Genomic DNA, 18819 nt, shown 5'->3' on the forward strand with positions numbered 1-18819 from the left:
ATGTGTTAGGCACGCCGCCAGCGTTCATCCTGAGCCAGGATCAAACTCTCATGTTAAAGTGTTTGTATCCAGGTTCAAAACTTAGCTTGGCTAATTTTTAAACCGTTCTACTGTTTTGTTAGGTTTTGTTCTGAATGTTCTCATTCATGGTCTAAACCAGAGACCATTTTTATAAGAATTTTCAGGGTTTTACATACTGTTCAGTTTTCAAGGAACTTTGTTTTGTTGTTGCTGTATCTCAGCGGCAACTCTGATATCTTATCACAGTGTTTGCTGCTTGTCAACAACTTTTTTCATCTTTTTTTGAAGTTCTTTTTCGAAGTCCTTCAAGCAGATGAACGGAGAAAGAGGGATTTGAACCCTCGCGCCGGTTTCCCGACCTACACCCTTAGCAGGGGCGCCTCTTCGGCCTCTTGAGTATTTCTCCTTATTACCGTAGCTAATTATCATTTATTAAGTTTGTCGGGCGAACTCGCCAGACGCAGGATTAATTATACAAGCTATAGTTCTTTTTGTCAACAACTTTTTTCATCTTTTTTACCATCTTTTTACAGTATGATTTTTCTCTATACTTTTATACCAGAAAAGCGGGGAATCAACTCCTTTTCCGGCTGTCGGTTCTCCGCTTTCTCATCTGATATTATTTCTGATATTCCTTGATTGCCGTCTCATACAGGTTATTTCCCTGAGAGTCGATCACCACAACTACCGGAAAGTCTTCTACTTCCAGTTTCCGGATTGCCTCTGTTCCCAGATCATCGTAGGCAACAATCTCTGACTTTTTAATACGTTGGGATAATAATGCCCCTGCACCGCCGATCGCCGCGAAATATACGGAACCGTTTCTTATGATAGCATCGATCACCGCCTGACTTCTCTTGCCTTTTCCGATCATGGCACCCAGTCCGAGATCTAAAAGCTTCGGAGCATATTTGTCCATTCGGCTCGCCGTTGTCGGGCCGGCGGATCCGATGGGTCTTCCTGCCCTTGCCGGGGATGGGCCCATATAATAAATAACGTTTCCCTGCATGTCGATAGGCAAAGCTTCCCCCGCATCCAGCGCTTCCTGCATTCTCTTATGCGCCGCGTCTCTCGCCGTGTAGATGGTTCCCGTAAGAGTCACGTAGTCACCGGCCCGGAGAGACACTGCATCTTCTTTCTTAATTGGTACACTGATCTGTCTGTCCATGTTTTCCTCCCGCTCCTCTTATTTTAAATAACACGATGCGCATGGCGGTTTACATGACAGCAGATATTTACTGCCATCGGGAGTCCCGCGATATGCGTCGGATATGTCTCAATATTGACTGCCATAGCGGTCACACGGCCACCAAGTCCCCCCGGTCCGATTCCGAGACCGTTGATCTTTTCAAGCATTTCTTTCTCCAGTTCTTTGACATATGGAACCGGAGATTCCTCGTTCAGATTTCTCGTCAGGGCATGCTTTGCCATCAAGGCGCACTTTTCAAATGTTCCCCCGATACCAACACCTACTACCATCGGAGGACAGGCATTCGGGCCTGCGTCACGGACTGCCTCTAAGATCTTCTCCTTCACTCCCTCAATACCGTCCGCCGGCTTTAGCATGAACACACGGCTCATATTTTCACTTCCGAATCCTTTCGGCGCCACGGTAATATCCACCCGGTCTCCGTCTACGATCTCATAGTGGATGATCGCCGGGGTATTGTCTTTTGTATTCACACGATCGATGGGATCGCGGACAACAGACTTTCTTAAATATCCATCCACATATCCCTGACGGACACCTTCATTGATGGCATCCGTCAGATTTCCTCCTTCGATATGTACTTCCTGTCCGACCTTGATAAAAATGACAGCCATTCCCGTATCCTGACAGATCGGGATCATGTCTCTTCCGGCAATCTCAAGATTTTCCTGAAGCTGGTTTAAAATCTGCTTTCCGAGAGGAGATTCTTCCTTCTCCACGCTCTCATCAAATACTTTTTTCATATCATCCGAAAGGAAATGGTTCGCTTCAATACACATTTCCCGGATATTTTTTGTGATTTCACTCGTCTGAACGGTCCTCATAGACGATTTTCCTCCTGATTATTTTTTTGGATTGATCGCCATCGGACGGATTCCCTCCGGAATCGGCGGAATATATCCCTCTGTGCCGACACGTCTTCTTAACTCTTTTTTCGCCTCTTCAATGAGTTCCGGTTTCTCCAGCATATCAATGACAGTTCCCGCCATGACTTTTCCAGCAAACTGCATCCCCTTGTGGGCGATGGAAGATTTGCCCTGGGAAACCATCTGCCAGGAATGTCCCGGGGTTCCTGCTGCCTCTGTCACGGCATTGATCTGCGCTGTCGGACATACCCAGCTCACATCACCGACGTCTGTTGAACCTTTCATGCACTCTTCCGTATCCATCAGCGGAACGATAAAGTCATTGATCACATCATCCGCATGTGGCGCCAGGAATTTCTCTACGGCCGCCTTTCTGGATTTTTCGTATCTCACGAGAATATCCTGAATATCCACATGGTTTCCTCCAAAGGTCTCGCCGATCTTTCCTGCGAACTCGATCTCCTCCGCTGTATACGGTTCTCTCTCGATCTCCTCAAGATTCTTCTGCATGACCTCTTCCATGACCGTGTTATCTACGAGATTGGAACATGCCTTTACGAACTGAAGCTCCATCTTTGTTCCCGTCATGAGGGCTGCGCCTCTCGCGATATCGTTGACACGCTCATAGATTTCCTTTACCTGACTGTTCTTCGGCGCACGGATCAGGTATAAAACTTCACTGTACGGCTGTACAACATTCGGTGAGTACCCGCCTGTGTTGGTGATCGCGTAGTGGATACGCGCTTCCTGAATGATATGTTCTCTCAGGTACTGGACGCCTGTATTCATAAGTTCCACAGCGTCAAGAGCACTTCTTCCGAGCTCCGGGCATGCCGCCGCATGGGATGCCTGTCCATAGAAGCGATAGATGATCTGATAGTTTGCCAGAGAACTTCCCACTGAAACCATATTCTTATCACCCGGATGCCATGTCACTGCAAAGTCCAGCTGATCGAACACGCCATCTCTCGCCATAAAGCTCTTTCCGGATCCGCCTTCCTCGCCCGGACAGCCAAAGAATACAACCGTTCCCTCTTTCTGATTCTTCTCCAGATACTCTTTTACCGCAACTGCAGCAGCAACGGAACCTGTTCCGAGAAGGTTGTGTCCACAGCCATGTCCCGGCGCGCCGTCTTCCATTGCGATTTTTTTCAGACTCTGAGACTCCTGACTAAGTCCCGACAGCGCATCAAACTCACCGAGAATACCTACTACCGGCTTGCCAAAGCCGTATGTACCTGAAAACGCTGTGGCGATCCCTGCAAGATTTCTCTCTACCTTAAATCCCTCTTTTTCAAGAAGTTCACACAGTATGTCCGTGGAATGGAATTCCTGAAATGCCGTCTCCGGCTGATCCCAGATCTTATCGCTGGCTTCACAAACCGGTCCGCGCTCTCTGTCTACTGCCTTTAGTGCCTCTGACTTTGTAATTCCCATTGCCGCATCCTCCTAAAAATTATTGTCTCATATTATCGCGGCAACCGCTAATGTCTCATGCAAGGCATAGACTTTCGCTCATTGTCCGCGTAAAAATACAGGAACCCGGTATTCCCAGATTCCTGTATCCAAATCACTCCAGAGCCAGAAATCCTGTTTTATGGATGAAGAACACGCTAAAAGCCACTCTTCATATGCATGTGCATTATTTCTCCGTGGTCTCTTTCTCCTCATCTTCCGGATTTTCCGGAGCTTCCACGTCTTCATTCTCCTCATCCTGACGGCTGCTTTCCCGCACTTTGGCAATGGACGCAACACGGACATTGGAGTCTGCATCGATGCTCATCAGTTTTACGCCGGATGTATTTCTGCCGATAATGGAGATATCGTCAACACTCATACGGATCAGAATTCCTTCATTAGTGATCAGCATAATATCTCTTCCGTCATCAAGCAGCTTCATTCCGACAAGATTTCCTGTCTTTTCTGTTACATTATAGCAGAGAAGTCCCTTACCGCCACGAAGCTGCAGCTTAAATTCAGAGATTCTCGTTCTCTTTCCGTATCCCTTTTCGGAGGCAACGAGCATATACTCGCCCTGGCTTGCCATCTGCATTCCGATGACTTCATCGCCCTCATCGAGCTTCATTCCGATCACGCCATAGGAAACACGGCCGGTAATTCTCGCATCCGTCTCCTTGAAGCGGATGGACATACCGAATTTCGTCGCGAGGAAAATATCCTCGGTATTGTCTGTCACCTTTACCTCGATCAGCTCATCGCCTTCGCGGAGCAGGATTGCCTGAAGACCTGTCTTTCTCATGTTGCTGTATTCACACATTCTGGTCTTCTTCACCATTCCGCCCTTTGTAGCCATGAAGAGATACTTGTCATCATCGATCTCACGCATCGGGATCGCCGCTGTAACCTTTTCACCAGACTGAAGCTGTAAAAGGTTCACAATAGCCGTTCCGCGGGCTGTTCTGCCTGCCTCCGGGATCTCATAAGCCTTGATCCGGTAGCAGCGTCCTGTGTTCGTGAAGAACATAATGTAGTGGTGGTTTGTTGTCATGAGAAGATCCTCGATGAAGTCCTCATCGATGGTCTGCATTCCCTTGATTCCCTTTCCGCCGCGGTTCTGGCTCTTGAAATTGTCCACGGACATTCTCTTGATGTATCCAAGATTGGTCATGGCAATTACAGTGTCATCGTCGGAGATCAGGTCTTCCACGGACATATCATCGTCAAAGCCGATCTTTGTCCGTCTGTCGTCACCGTATTTCTCGGAGATCACAAGGATCTCTTTCTTGATCACACCTAATAATTTATTTTCATCTGCAAGGATTGCACGCAATTCCGCGATTTTTGCCTCCAGTTCTTTGTACTCGTTCTCGAGCTTCTCGCGTTCCAGACCTGTGAGAGCGCGCAGACGCATGTCCACGATCGCCTGTGCCTGCGGGTCTGTGAGTTCAAAGCGCTCCATGAGGACGCGTTTCGCCTCCGCGACATTTGCGGAGCCGCGGATGATCCTTATCACCTCATCGATATGATCTAAGGCCTTTAATAAGCCCTCTAAGATGTGGGCGCGTTCCTCGGCCTTATTTAAGTCGTACTTCGTTCTTCTCGTCACAACGTCCTTCTGGTGGTCCAGATAGTACTCTAACATCTGGAGAATATTGAGGACCTTTGGCTCATTGTTTACCAGTGCAAGCATGATCACACCGAAGGAATCCTGCAGCTGTGTATGCTTTAAGAGCTGGTTTAAGAGGACGTTCGCGTTCACATCTCTCCTGAGTTCGATGTTGATGCGGATTCCCTCACGGTTGGACTCATCGGTGATTCCGGTGATTCCGTCAATCTTTTTCGTCTTTACGAGCTCCGCGATCTTCTCGATGAGTCTCGCCTTGTTGACAAGGTACGGAAGCTCTGTGACGATGATATGGCTCTTTCCGTTCGGAGCTGTCTCAATGTTTGTCACCGCACGGACTCTGATCTTCCCGCGGCCTGTGCGGTACGCTTCTTCGATTCCTCTCGTTCCCAGGATCTCAGCTCCAGTCGGGAAATCCGGTCCTTTGATGATCTGTAAGATCTCCTCCATGGAGGTCTGTCTTCCTTCTTCCACCTGGTTGTCGATGATCTTTACGACAGCCGCGATGACCTCGCGGAGGTTGTGGGGCGGGATATTTGTGGCCATGCCGACCGCGATACCGGTCCCGCCATTTACGAGAAGGTTCGGAAATCTGGACGGAAGTACCGTTGGTTCCTTCTCCGTCTCATCGAAGTTCGGGATAAAGTCAACGGTATCTTTATAGATGTCCGCTAACATCTCCACAGAGATCTTGCTGAGTCTCGCCTCGGTGTATCGCATGGCAGCGGCACCGTCGCCGTCGATGGATCCAAAGTTTCCGTGGCCGTCCACGAGCATGTAACGCATGGACCATCTCTGTGCCATATTTACTAAAGCACCGTAGATGGAGCTGTCTCCGTGCGGATGATATTTACCCATGGTATCGCCGACGATACGGGCACTCTTTCTGTGGGGCTTATCCGGACCGTTGTTCAGTTCCGCCATGGAGTAGAGGACACGTCTCTGTACCGGCTTTAATCCGTCACGGACATCCGGGAGCGCTCGGGATGCGATAACGCTCATGGCGTAGTCGATGTACGACTTCTCCATGGTCTTCTTTAAGTCTATCTCATGAATTTTGTCAAAAATATTCGGTTCCATTCTTTCCTCCAATGCAGCCTGCGCTGCGCCTTAAACCTGCGTAAACTGCGCCGCATGACCATCCAGTAAACTTACCGATTCCCGGATAGCCCTGCTGCCGCATTAAATGTCAAGAGTTCCGTACTTCGCGTTCTGTTCGATGAATTCACGGCGCGGCTCTACCTGATCTCCCATGAGTGTCGTAAAGGTGAGGTCGATCTCCGACGTCATCTCCTCATTCATGGTCACACGTAAAAGGACTCTGTGCTCCGGATCCATTGTTGTCTCCCAGAGCTGTTCCGCATCCATCTCACCAAGACCTTTGTAACGCTGGATCTTGTTGTTCTGGTCACGTCCGATCTCTTTTAAGATATTGTTTAACTCCTCATCACTGTACGCGTACCATACCCGCTTGTTTTTCTCGATCTTATAGAGCGGCGGCTGGGCCAGATAAACATAGCCCTGCTTGATGAGCTCCGGCATAAACCGGTAGATAAATGTCAGAAGCAGTGTGCTGATATGGGCGCCATCCACATCGGCATCGGTCATGATGATGATCTTGTGGTAGCGGAGCTTCGAGATATCGAAATCCTCGTGGATTCCCGTTCCGAAGGCCGTTATCATGGATTTGATCTCCGCGTTTCCGTAAATACGGTCAAGTCTCGCCTTTTCCACGTTTAAGATCTTTCCTCGAAGCGGCAGGATCGCCTGGGTAATCTTATTTCTCGCATCTTTCGCGGAACCGCCGGCGGAATCTCCCTCTACGATGTAGATCTCGCATTCCTCCGGGTGCTTGCTGGAGCAGTCCGCAAGCTTTCCGGGTAAGGATAAGCCGTCAAGGACCGTCTTTCTTCTTGTTAAATCTCTCGCCTTTCTCGCAGCAGCGCGGGCACGCTGGGCAAGAACGGATTTCTCGATGATCGTCTTTGCTACGGACGGATTCTGCTCGAGGAAATAGGTGAGCTGCTCAGATACCACGCTGTCAACAGCACCTCTCGCCTCGCTGTTTCCGAGCTTCTGCTTTGTCTGACCCTCAAACTGCGGCTCCTCGATCTTGACGCTGATGATAGCAGTCAGTCCCTCACGGATGTCTTCACCGGTGAGGGCCGGCTCGCTGTCCTTAAGGAGCTTGTTCTTTCTTCCGTAGTCATTGAACGTCTTTGTTAAGGCGTTTCTAAAACCAGTCAGGTGGGTTCCGCCTTCCGGTGTGTTGATGTTGTTTACAAAGCTGTAAATATTTTCGGTGTAGGAATCGTTGTGCTGCATGGCAACCTCCACCAGCACGTTGTCCTTCTTGCCCTCGCAGTAGATCACATTGTCGTAAAGCGGCACGTTACTGCGGTTTAAGTAGGTGACAAACTCCTTGATACCGCCTTCATAGTGGAAGACTTTTTCCTTCTTGTCCTCGCGGTCATCTCTGAGAATGATCTTTAAATTCTTTGTAAGGAACGCCGTCTCGCGGAGACGGATCTTTAAGGTATCATAGTCATAGACGGTCTCCTCAAAGATGGTCTTGTCCGGAAGGAACGTTACTTTTGTGCCATGTTTGTCTGACGGGCAGTCACCCACGATCTTTAACGGGTACATGGTCTTTCCGCGCTCATAGCGCTGCTTGTAGACCTTTCCTCCGTGGTAGACTTCGACCTCCAGCCACTCGGATAAGGCATTTACAACAGAAGCTCCTACACCGTGCAGGCCGCCGGATACCTTGTATCCCCCACCGCCGAACTTACCGCCGGCATGAAGGATCGTAAAGACCACTTCGACCGCAGGAAGTCCCGCTTTTTTCTGGATATCGACCGGAATTCCCCGTCCGTCATCGACAACGGTGATGGAATTGTCGGAATTGATCTGTACATCGATGGTATCGCAGTATCCCGCAAGGGCCTCATCTACCGCGTTGTCTACGATCTCATATACCAGATGGTGAAGTCCCCTCGAAGACGTACTTCCAATGTACATTCCCGGTCTTTTTCTTACAGCCTCAAGTCCCTCCAAAATCTGGATTTGATCTGCATTATATTCTGCGCTCATGAAGTTCCTCCTTTAGTCTTCGCTCTCTACCGTTCCTTCAACAATCTTAAAAATCTTGTCCATCCGGAATTTGCTGTTTACAAACTCATCCAGCCCCGTACATGTGATCAAGGTCTGAATGTGGGTAATTTCTGAAAGTAAATGTTCCTGTCTCTTGCTGTCAAGTTCAGAAAGGACGTCATCCAGAAGAAGCACCGGATAATCCTTTACGATCTTTTTCACCAGCTCGATCTCCGCAAGTTTTAAAGAAAGAGCTGCCGTTCTCTGCTGTCCCTGGGACCCGAACCGCCTGATATCCGTTCCGTTTACGATGAAGTTCAGGTCATCGCGGTGGGGACCGGTCAGAGTCTGCCTCTGCCTGATCTCCTGAAACTGGTTCTTCGCAAGCTGCTCCCTGAAATTTTCCGGCGACACATTCGGCTCGTAGGCGATAGAGAGTGTTTCCTTTCCGCCCGAGAGCCCCGCGTGGATCTCCGCAATCAGGGGATTCAGCTCTTTTATAAACTCAGAACGCATAATTATAAGTTCTGTGCCGTACTTTAAGAGCTGCTCATTCCACATGGGGAGTGTCTCTTTTAAGGACGTGTTGTGGTCTATGTCCTTTAATAGTTTGTTTCGTTGTATAACCGTTTTGTTATACTGTGCCAGATTGTAGACATACAGCCTGTTTAGCTGGCAGAGTTCCAGGTCGACGAAACGTCTCCGCTCGGCGGGTCCGTTCTTGATAATGTTCAGATCTTCCGGTGAAAAGAAGATCACATTGACGATTCCGAAAAGTTCACTGGCTTTTTTGATCGGAACTCCGTTCACCGCGACCCCTTTTGCCTTATTTTTCTTCAGATGCATATCGATCCGGTAGGGAATTCCATCCCGCCGGACCATCATTTTGATGTGGGATTCGTCCGCGCCGAACCGGATCATTTCTTTATCTTTGCTGCCCCGATGCGATTTTGTTGTGCTGCACACATAGACTGCCTCCAGGATATTTGTCTTTCCCTGGGCATTATCTCCATAAAGAACGTTCGTCCCTTTATGAAAATCAATATGTAAATGACTGTAATTTCTGTAATCTGACAGCTCGATGGATTCTATAAACATGAAAAAATCCTTTAATTTTCTACCTTAAATGTCTTTCCGTCATAGGAAACCGTGTCTCCCGGGTAAAGTTTTTTGCCTCGCTGGGTCTCAACTTCCCCATTTACTTTTACAAGCCCGTCCTGAATTACAAACTTTGCGTCCACTCCGGAGCCGACCAGACCTGCAAGTTTCAATGCCTGTCCAAGCTTGATAAACTCATCTTTTAAGTGAATACTTTCCATTTTTCTCCTTTTTTATTCCAGATATATGAAAAAACCGACCCGAAACCCCGGATTTTACCGGAACTTCGGGGAAATTTCATCTGATTTTAGATCGCAGCGGCGTTAAAGTTTACCGGCAGGATCAGATAAATGTAGCTCTCATCCTCATCTTTGATGAAACACGGAGATTTCGCATTCATCATATAGAGGGTAACTTCCTCATCATCAATGATCCGCAGCGCATCACTTAAGAATTTCGGGTTGAATCCGATCATCAGATCCTGTCCTGTTTTATGGATCAGGATCTCCGCGTTCATGGTACCGAAGCTGGAATTTAATTTCAGGCTCATTTTTGAGTCTTCAATGTTCAGAATGATCGGTTTTTTGTCATTTTCGCGGATTAAAATGATAGCTCTCTCGATGCTGTCCAGGAAATCTTTCTTATTCAGAGACACTTTTGTGGCATAATCGCTGGAAAGCATCTGGTCTACTTTGAAATATTCGCCCTCGATCAGGCGGGAAACTACGATCGTATCATCAAATTCGAAGAGAATATGGTTCGCTCCGAAGAAGATCTGGACCTCTTTTTCGTTGTCACCGGTGAGAATTTTACTGATTTCGTTCAAAGTTTTTCCCGGAACGATGACTTTTGTGCTTTCATATTCATCTTTTAATACAATTTTACGAATTGCCATACGATGTCCGTCGAGAGAAACGACTCGGAGTGTATCACCGTTTACCTCAAAAAGTTCGCCTGTCATCATCTTGTTGCTGTCGTTGACAGAGATGGAGAAGATCGTCTGGCGGATCACCTCTTTTAAGGAAAACTGGGAGAGTGTGATGTTTTTATTTCTCTCAATATACGGAAGATAGGAGAATTCCTCTCCATCTTTGCCCTGAATTTTGAATACAGAGTTCTCACAGGTGATCACAGTATTGAATTTTTCATCAGATTCGATGGTTACAAGGGAATCTGAATCGGATAATTTTCTTGCGATTTCAGAAAAAAGCTTTGCATCCAGTGCAATTTTACCTTTTTCAAGGATATCACCTTCAACTTTTGTCTCAATGCCGAGCTCCATATCGTTGGCAGTCAGCTTGATCTCATCAGTAGAAGCGTCGATCAGAATGCACTCTAAAATAGGCATCGTTGTTTTTGATGGAACTGCCTTGAGAACAATATTGATACCGTTTAAGAGCGCGGTTTTCTGGAATGTCAGTTTCATAGTTGTTGATAACTTCCTTTCTTAAGAAACGTTCACAAATAAAGAAATATATAAAAGATATTAGTCTTAACAGTAGTAGGGAGTGTGAATTTGTTTATAAGGGGGAAAACCCTAATGAAACCCTGAAAAAACCTCTGTGAAAACCATTGTGGGTAACTCTGCAAATCCAAAAGGACAACCCGGGAGTTTTCCACAGGCAAAAATCGGGAAAAATCATCCTCATTTTATCCACAAATTTTCAACGGGATTTCCACGAAAAAATCCACAAGCTTACTGTGGGTTGATTTTTTTCTTTAAAATATCGATCGTGTTCTTTAAATTCTCGTCGGTCTTTAATTCGCTGGCAATCTTTTTTGTTCCGTGAATGATCGTTGTATGATCGCGGCCGCCGAGAGCTTTTCCGATGTTCTGGAGAGACTCGCTCGTCATATCGCCGCAGAGATACATGACGATCTGGCGTGGGAATACGAGTTCTTTACTTCGTTTCTGGCCGATGAGATCAAGGGGTGTGATGCCGAAATGCTCAGAAACTACATTAATAATAAGTTGCGGAGTCACTTCGCGGGCAGCGTTCGGGGAGATCAGATCTTTTAATGCTTCCTCTGCAAGTTCAAGATTGATTTCCTTATTATTTAATTTGCTGGAAGCAACGATTTTTGTGAGGGCGCCTTCCAGTTCACGGATGTTGGATTTTACATTGGTAGCGATATATTTGATGATCTCGTTATCGATGTTGTATCCTTCAAGTTCTTCCTTTTTCCGGAGAATCGCCATCCGGGTTTCATAATCCGGCGGCTGGATATCTACGGTGAGTCCCCATTCGAAACGGGAGCGGAGACGGTCTTCCAGAGTTTCAATTTCTCTTGGAGGACGGTCGGAGGAAATAATGATCTGCTTTTTTGCCTCATAGAGGGCATTGAATGTATGGAAAAATTCCTCCTGGGTACTTTCTTTTCCGATAATAAACTGGATATCGTCGATCAGAAGCACGTCATTGTTTCTGTATTTTTCACGGAATTCCGTGGTGGAAACGTTGTTTTTGTTTCGGATCGCGTCGATCAGTTCGTTTGTAAATTTCTCGGATGTCACGTACAGAATCTTTGCGCTCGGGTTATTTTTCAGGATGAAGTGGGCGACGGAATGCATTAAGTGCGTCTTCCCGAGTCCCACGCCTCCATAAATAAATAACGGATTATAAATTTCGCCCGGGGATTCCGCAACTGCAAGGGATGCGGCATGGGCAAGGTTGTTGTTTTTTCCGACGACAAAGGTATCGAAGGTGTAACGCGGATTTAAGTTCGCGTTTTGGAGAGCAAGCTGACTGACCGTATTGTTGGTTACATTGATCAGACGGTTCTCTTTTTCCGGTTCCTTCACGTCAGATTTTAACTTGAAATCGAGTTCGCACTGAAATCCTGTAATTTCTTCGATCGTAATTTTCAACAGGAACTCATATTTCTTTTTCACATAGCTGATAAACGCGGAATCAGGCACCAGGATCGTGAGGATATCTTTATCCACAGAATCCGGGATCAGCGGCAGCAGCCATGTGCGGTAGGACACCTCTGAAATATCGTGTTCTTCCTTTATATTTAAGAGGATCTCGTCCCATTTCTCTTTGATTTCTTCCAGCATATTCATACTCCTAAACATGTGTATAACGATGTGCATAGTTGTGGAAAAGGCGGAAACCTGTCCACAAAAGCATATAAACCCACTCTGAATTTATTTTAGCGTAAAACGGAATAATTTTCAATGTCAAATGTGAAAATCCACAACTTTTCCAGTGACTTATCCACAACTTATCCACGATTTGGGGATAAGTTGATAATTATGAGTGGAAAACATGTGAATAGCTGCATAACAAGATGTGCGCCAGGAGCGGACAGAAAAAATACAATAAATTGTGTCCGTGGAAGAAAGACACCGAAATCAGAAGGGAAAGAAAGAACGATTTTAGAGGACTGGACGTTGGAGAGGGCATATATGAGGGAAAAATGAAAAATCGAAAAAAAATTAAGGCAGCAGGAGAGAAAAAAAGGGTGAGATCGGGAGAAAGAAGGCGGCAACAGGAATTATATTGTAGGAAGTAAAATTGAAAAGTAAAAATAAATGGAAAATTTTAGAGAAAGAATTTGACTGCATCAGGTTAACACTGTATAATGCAAGACGTGACTATATTGCATTGTATCTCGCAAGAGAACAGTAGCAGGAGGAATTGCAAAATGAAAATTGAAAAGAAAGTTCTGGACATGTCCCTCGCCGGGATTTTTACTGCGATCATCATTGCCATGTCGGTCGTACCGTTTCTCGGTTATATTCCGTTAGGCTTTATGAACGCAACGATCATCCACGTCCCGGTCATCATCGGAGCGATCATCCTTGGACCGAAGTACGGCGCTTACTTAGGACTGGTATTTGGTGTGACCAGCCTTGTAAAAGCGACCATTGCCCCGGGAGTGACCTCCTTCGTATTCAGCCCGTTCGTTACGATCGGCGGATACAGCGGAAACATGTGGAGCGCCGTGATCGCCATCGTGCCGCGTGTATGCATCGGCATCGTTGCTTATTTTGTTTATAAGCTGATCATGAAAGCAGCTCACGGAATCAAAGGCAGCCAGACCGTTGCCCTCTGGGTGGCTGGTATCGCAGGAGCTATGACAAACACACTGCTTGTCATGAACGGAATTTATATCTTCTTCGGACAGAGCTACGCGGCTGCGTCCAACAAGGCAGTGGAGCACATCTACGATGTGATCCTGGGAATCATCCTGGGATTTGGTATCCCGGAGGCGATCGTCGCAGGTATCCTTACGACGGCCATCACGAAGGTTCTGTTTAAAATCATGAAAGATAACGGCTGATCGGAAAGAGCCAGTTATATAGGAATACCTTTCAGAAGCGTGGTGTGGCAGCTTCCGGAAGAAGATCAGGTATAAAAAATGAGAGCAGCGGAAAATAATAACGCTGCAGCTTCTATAATATGATACCAGGGTCAAAAGGTCAGAAGTTCGACGTAAGCTTGCTTGCAGGAGAATTTTTGACCTTGGGACCCGCCAAAAACATGAGTAAGTAGCCATTTTTCAAAGAAAAATGAGCGAATTACGAATGTTTTTGAGAATTGCGGGAGCACGCAGTGCAGAGCAATTCGGTATCAGAGGGGTCAAAAGCTTTTGACCCCAACATCATAATATAATGAAGAGATACTAAATATAGTGACATAAAATCAATACATACATTTTATGGGGGATAGCGAAACGCTGTTCCCCTTTTTTATTACTGAAAGACCGAAAAGTAACGTTCCATGCAAAAAGCAGAATGTGGATATACAGCGAAAAAAAGGAAAAATCATATGGGAGAAATCCCCATGTTTTAAGGATTTTTTTGAAATTTAGTCTTGACGAAGGGCGGCAATTTTTATATAATCGATACGATGCTTCAATATGTCTTAGTTTATATGTACATGAGAAGGTACTTGAATTTAGAGTAAGAGGAGGTGCCGGGTTTATGAAGATGACATTTCAGCCGAAGAACACTCAGAGAAAAAGAGTTCATGGTTTCAGAGCGAGAATGGCAACAGCAGGCGGTAGAAAAGTTTTAGCTGCCAGAAGAGCAAAAGGTAGAGCTAGATTATCTGCTTAATGAACCAAGAGAGTATCCGGAAGTTTAGGAAAACTTTTGGATGCTCTTTTTTGTTATGCGGGATTTTTACGGCTTTATCGACTTAGTTTTGCAGAGGTATTGAATGAAAAGGTTCAATTCGTTAAAGAAAAATCAGGATTTCCAGACGGTTTACCGGGGAGGGAAGTCCTACGCAAACAAATATCTGGTCATGTACGTGATGGATTCGGGACGGGAGGACACGAGAATCGGAATTTCCGCCAGCAAAAAGGTCGGAAACAGCGTTGTAAGGCATCGGTTCGCGAGACTTGTCCGCGAAAGCTTCCGGTTAAATAAGGACATATTAGAAGAAGGAAAAGACATCATTGTTGTCGCACGTGCTGCGGCAAAAGACAAAAATTTCGACAAGATTGAGAGTGCTTTTCTGCACTTATGCGGGCTTCATAACATTTTAAAAGAATCGAAGTGAGTGGTTTATGAAATGGGTTCTGATTGGTCTGATTAAGATTTACAGGAAGTTTATCTCTCCCTGTATCGGCCCTCACTGTATTTATACGCCTACCTGCTCCCAGTACGCCATGGAAGCAATCAGAAAATACGGCGCTATAAAAGGTACTTATCTTGCGTGCAGGCGGATTTTGAGATGTCACCCGTTTGCAAAAGGCGGTTATGATCCAGTCCCGTAAAAAACCCAGGAGGTAAGATATGGTTTTGACGAAGGCTGGTTCCATTCTGGGACCGATCGCGACTGTCCTTGGCTATGTCATGGACATCCTCTTCAGATTTACGAGCAGCTTCGGCGTGTTCAACGTAGGTCTGTGCATCATTCTGTTTACGATCGTAATGAAAACACTGATGATACCGCTCACGATCAAACAGCAGAAAACCACAAAACTCATGTCTGTCATGAATCCGGAGATCCAGGCGATCCAGAAGAAGTATAAAGGAAAGTCGGATCAGGAGTCCATGCAGCGTCAGAACGTGGAGATTCAGGCTGTTTACGAGAAGTACGGCACAAGCATGACAGGCGGATGCCTTCCACTGCTGATCCAGATGCCGATCCTTCTTGCACTGTACCGTGTCATCTACAATATTCCGGCATACGTTCCGTCTGTCCGCGTTTATTTCGACAACGTTGTCACTCCGTTGATGGGACAGGCTGACTATGCTCAGAAGTTACAGGAAATCACAAATATCGCAACCGCCTGCGGCGGAAAATTAGACAAGTTTGATTTCACAAATGCAAACCGTCTTGTAGACATGCTCTATAAATTCTCCACATCCCAGTGGGGAGAGCTTCAGGCACTGTTCCCGGCAATCTCTGATGTGATCGGCCAGAATGCTGCTGTTGTCGAGAGAATGAACACGTTCCTCGGTTTAAATATGGCAGAGGCACCGGGCTGGGTACCGTCCTTCGCATGGATCATCCCGGTTCTTGCGGCAGTATCCCAGTGGTTCAGCACAAAGCTCATGAGCGGAAATCAGCCGTCCACATCCGCAGATGCAGAGAATCCGATGGCCCAGTCCATGAAGACTATGACAACGACAATGCCGTTATTCTCCGCGTTCATCTGTATCACGATGCCGGCAGGTCTTGGCATCTACTGGATCGCGACCAGCGTTGTTACAATTATCCAGCAGCTCATCGTTAACGCGTACATGGATAAGGTAAACATCGACGATATGATCGCAAAGAACCTGGAAAAGGTAAATAAGAAACGTGCAAAACAGGGACTTCCGCCGGCTAAGGTAACTCAGAACGCTACCGCATCCTTAAAGGCGATCAAGGCTGAGGAGGAGAAGGAAAAAGCTGCTGAGGAAGTTAAGAAGGAAAAGATCGCGAAACAGATCGAGGAGTCCAGCAAGTACTACAACACCAACGCGAAACCGGGAAGTCTCGCTTCCAAGGCAGCGATGGTCCAGAAGTACAATGAGGCACATGACAAGCGAAAATAATAAGGGGGTTCTGTTATGGAAATGATTACAGTGACTGCGAAAACTGTGGAAGATGCAATCACACAGGCATCCCTGCAGCTCGGTGTGAGCAGTGATCGGATTCAGTATGAGGTCGTTGAAAAGGGAAGTGCCGGAGTTCTCGGCGGACTTTTTGGTTCCAAGCCGGCAGTGATTCGCGCGAAGAAGATCGAGACCGTTGACGATAAGGCCGTAGATTTCCTGAATTCCGTTTTCGATGCAATGGGCCTTGCTGTTGATGTGGAAGTGAAAATGAATGAAGAGGAAAAGGAGATGGATGTCAACCTGACCGGCGAGGAGATGGGACTTCTCATCGGCAAGAGAGGACAGACACTCGATTCCCTTCAGTATCTTGTAAGCCTTGTTGTAAATAAGGAATCTGAGGACTACTTAAGAGTCAAGCTGGATACCGAAAATTACAGAGAGAGAAGAAAAGAAACACTGGAGACTCTCGCAAAGAATATCGCTTACAAGGTAAAGCGGACAAGACGTCCGGTTTCCTTAGAGCCGATGAATCCGTATGAGAGACGGATCATCCACTCCGCACTCCAGAACGATAAATACGTATTCACAAAGAGCGAAGGTGAGGAGCCGTTCCGCCATGTTGTGATCGCGTTAAAGAAGGAAGAGCGCAGAGAGAGAAGACCGCGATACGAGAGACGCGAAAGAATCGCTGGTTCTGAGAATAGCTATCGCAGCAGCAGTCAGGAATAATAATTCACAGATCAGCCATGCGCCGCACTGTGCGGGAACGCATGGCTGATTTTGTCTGGAAACAAAGGTAACCAGGAAGGTGCTGAATAGTTGCAGATATCGTGATAGAGGGGGTTGCCTATGGCAGCCCCTTTGTGCTATGATAGGGTGACTAATTGTGTGAATTTCCGTGAGTTTACAGGACTTGCGGAGCCAGAAAATAGAAGATCATTCAGCTTGATGTTTTAAGGCAGCAGGCGTGAGTGACAGGATGGAGATTATGGAATATACAGATACGATTGCAGCGATCGCCACGGCAATGGGAAATTCAGGAATCGGAATCGTGAGGATCAGCGGTGAGAACGCAGTTGAGGTCGCGGAAAAAGTCTTTCGGGAACCTGGAAAGAAAAAGCTTTCTGAGGCGGAGAGCCATACGATCCATTACGGATACGTTTATGACGGGGATGAGGCTGTGGATGAGGTCCTTTTGATGCTTATGCGAGGACCACGGAGCTACACGGCGGAAGATACCGTGGAGATCGATTGTCATGGCGGCATGCTGGTCACGAGACGGATCCTGGAGACAGTCTTAAAGGCCGGGGCGAGACTGGCGGAGCCGGGGGAATTTACGAAACGGGCGTTCTTAAACGGAAGGATCGACCTCTCCCAGGCGGAGGCGGTCATCGACGTGATCAACGCGAAAAATGAATATGCGCTGCAGTCCTCTGTGAGCCAGCTTCGGGGAAGTGTATCGAAGGAGATCCATGAGATCCGAGAACAGATTATCTATGAGATTGCCTTTATCGAGTCGGCGCTTGACGATCCGGAACATATTTCCCTGGACGGATACGGGGAAAAATTGCTTAAAGTTGTTCTTTCTGTGAAGAAGAAGCTTGAGAAACTGATCCGTTCTTCCTCCAATGGACGGGTGGTTTCTGAGGGTGTAAAGACTGTTATTTTAGGAAAGCCGAATGCCGGAAAATCGTCCCTGATGAATGTTTTAGTTGGCGAGGATCGCGCCATTGTTACGGATGTGGCGGGAACGACGAGAGATATCCTTGAGGAACATATCTATCTTCAGGGAATCAGCCTGAATGTTGTGGACACTGCGGGAATCCGGGATACGGAGGACGTGGTGGAGAAGATCGGCGTCTCCCGGGCTATGGAAGAGGCGAAGAAGGCGGATCTCATCATCTACGTTGTAGATGGATCGAGGAAGCTGGATGAGAACGACTATCAGATCATGGACTTTATTAAGGAACGGAAGTCAGTGGTGCTCTTAAATAAGAGCGACCTGGAGCCGGTAGTATCCGCGGATGAGGTGGAGAAGCGGTCCGGGCATAAGGTGATCGGAATCTCCGCGAAGGAGGAGACGGGAATCGACCTCCTGGAAGAGGAGATAAAGTCCTTATTCTATGAAGGTGAGATCGACTTCAACGACCAGGTTATGATCACGAATGTGCGCCATGTGAAGGCTTTAAAGGACGCTTTCGAGAGCACGTCCATGGTGGAGAACAGTATAGAGAACGGCATGCCGGAGGATTTTTATTCGATCGATCTGATGGATGCCTATGAGAAGTTAGGTCTTATTGTCGGGGAGTCTGTGGAGGATGACCTGGTGAATGAGATCTTCAGCAAGTTCTGTATGGGTAAGTAAGATTATGGTGGAAAGAAATTGGCGGATCGGAACGTTTTTTATGGGAGATTCCGCTGGGAGTATAGAAGAGACAGT

Annotated in this window: 17 protein-coding genes and 1 tRNA gene; 8 read left to right on the top strand and 10 right to left on the bottom strand. The window is 46.9% G+C overall.

What is annotated here, in order from left to right; genetic code table 11:
* Positions 1 to 339: 339 nt before the first annotated feature.
* From GPK83_RS03115 to dnaA, 10 genes are all read right to left on the bottom strand, one after another.
* Positions 340 to 427 (bottom strand) — tRNA-Ser (locus GPK83_RS03115).
* Positions 428 to 640: 213 nt separating this feature from the next.
* The gene (locus tag GPK83_RS03120) at positions 641 to 1189 is read right to left on the bottom strand and encodes a Fe-S-containing hydro-lyase (RefSeq protein ID WP_215703978.1); all 549 of its coding nucleotides are present in this window, start codon (positions 1187 to 1189) and stop codon (positions 641 to 643) included.
* A 23-nt stretch (positions 1190 to 1212) separates the two neighbouring features.
* Entirely contained in the window at positions 1213 to 2055 is an 843-nt protein-coding gene (locus GPK83_RS03125; RefSeq protein WP_118600419.1) for a fumarate hydratase, read from the bottom strand.
* Positions 2056 to 2073: 18 nt separating this feature from the next.
* Complete coding sequence (locus GPK83_RS03130) at positions 2074 to 3534, bottom strand: M20 family metallopeptidase (protein WP_215703979.1); 1461 nt, start codon at positions 3532 to 3534, stop codon at positions 2074 to 2076.
* A gap of 205 nt (positions 3535 to 3739) precedes the next feature.
* The gene (gyrA, locus tag GPK83_RS03135; protein WP_215703980.1) at positions 3740 to 6262 is read right to left on the bottom strand and encodes a DNA gyrase subunit A; all 2523 of its coding nucleotides are present in this window, start codon (positions 6260 to 6262) and stop codon (positions 3740 to 3742) included.
* A gap of 102 nt (positions 6263 to 6364) precedes the next feature.
* Complete coding sequence (gyrB, locus tag GPK83_RS03140) at positions 6365 to 8275, bottom strand: DNA topoisomerase (ATP-hydrolyzing) subunit B (RefSeq protein WP_215703981.1); 1911 nt, start codon at positions 8273 to 8275, stop codon at positions 6365 to 6367.
* Positions 8276 to 8287: 12 nt separating this feature from the next.
* Positions 8288 to 9373: a DNA replication/repair protein RecF gene (recF, locus tag GPK83_RS03145; protein WP_215703982.1), complete on the bottom strand. Its 1086-nt coding sequence runs from the start codon at positions 9371 to 9373 to the stop codon at positions 8288 to 8290.
* Positions 9374 to 9384: 11 nt separating this feature from the next.
* Positions 9385 to 9594, bottom strand: coding sequence for an RNA-binding S4 domain-containing protein (locus GPK83_RS03150; RefSeq protein WP_015552753.1), 210 nt, complete (start codon positions 9592 to 9594; stop codon positions 9385 to 9387).
* A gap of 86 nt (positions 9595 to 9680) precedes the next feature.
* A complete protein-coding gene (gene dnaN, locus GPK83_RS03155; protein ID WP_117471077.1) occupies positions 9681 to 10799 on the bottom strand; it encodes a DNA polymerase III subunit beta in 1119 nt (372 codons plus the stop codon).
* 270 nt (positions 10800 to 11069) lie between these two features.
* Positions 11070 to 12434 (bottom strand): chromosomal replication initiator protein DnaA, encoded by a 1365-nt coding sequence (dnaA, locus tag GPK83_RS03160; RefSeq protein ID WP_015552755.1) that lies wholly within the window; start codon positions 12432 to 12434, stop codon positions 11070 to 11072.
* Between the two features lie 269 nt (positions 12435 to 12703).
* On the opposite strand from dnaA, the gene GPK83_RS03165 reads away from it, so the two are divergent.
* The 8 genes from GPK83_RS03165 (at position 12704) to mnmE (ending at position 18744) form a co-directional block, all read left to right on the top strand.
* Positions 12704 to 12892: a hypothetical protein gene (locus tag GPK83_RS03165; RefSeq protein WP_215703983.1), complete on the top strand. Its 189-nt coding sequence runs from the start codon at positions 12704 to 12706 to the stop codon at positions 12890 to 12892.
* A gap of 132 nt (positions 12893 to 13024) precedes the next feature.
* Positions 13025 to 13663, top strand: a complete 639-nt coding sequence (locus GPK83_RS03170; protein ID WP_015552757.1) for an ECF transporter S component — start codon at positions 13025 to 13027, stop codon at positions 13661 to 13663.
* A 643-nt stretch (positions 13664 to 14306) separates the two neighbouring features.
* On the top strand, positions 14307 to 14441 hold the full coding sequence (gene rpmH / locus GPK83_RS03175; RefSeq protein WP_015552758.1) for a 50S ribosomal protein L34: 135 nt from the start codon (positions 14307 to 14309) through the stop codon (positions 14439 to 14441).
* A gap of 103 nt (positions 14442 to 14544) precedes the next feature.
* Positions 14545 to 14889, top strand: a complete 345-nt coding sequence (gene rnpA, locus GPK83_RS03180) for a ribonuclease P protein component (protein WP_021904730.1) — start codon at positions 14545 to 14547, stop codon at positions 14887 to 14889.
* Between the two features lie 7 nt (positions 14890 to 14896).
* On the top strand, positions 14897 to 15106 hold the full coding sequence (gene yidD, locus GPK83_RS03185) for a membrane protein insertion efficiency factor YidD (RefSeq protein WP_021904729.1): 210 nt from the start codon (positions 14897 to 14899) through the stop codon (positions 15104 to 15106).
* Between the two features lie 19 nt (positions 15107 to 15125).
* Positions 15126 to 16376 (top strand): YidC/Oxa1 family membrane protein insertase, encoded by a 1251-nt coding sequence (locus tag GPK83_RS03190; RefSeq protein ID WP_117471081.1) that lies wholly within the window; start codon positions 15126 to 15128, stop codon positions 16374 to 16376.
* A gap of 15 nt (positions 16377 to 16391) precedes the next feature.
* The gene (jag, locus tag GPK83_RS03195; protein ID WP_215703984.1) at positions 16392 to 17108 is read left to right on the top strand and encodes an RNA-binding cell elongation regulator Jag/EloR; all 717 of its coding nucleotides are present in this window, start codon (positions 16392 to 16394) and stop codon (positions 17106 to 17108) included.
* Positions 17109 to 17367: 259 nt separating this feature from the next.
* On the top strand, positions 17368 to 18744 hold the full coding sequence (gene mnmE / locus GPK83_RS03200; RefSeq protein WP_215703985.1) for a tRNA uridine-5-carboxymethylaminomethyl(34) synthesis GTPase MnmE: 1377 nt from the start codon (positions 17368 to 17370) through the stop codon (positions 18742 to 18744).
* Positions 18745 to 18819: the final 75 nt, after the last annotated feature.

Origin of the sequence: Clostridium sp. MCC328 (assembly GCF_018785465.1) — a bacterium.
Classification (GTDB): domain Bacteria; phylum Bacillota; class Clostridia; order Lachnospirales; family Lachnospiraceae; genus Pilosibacter; species Pilosibacter fragilis.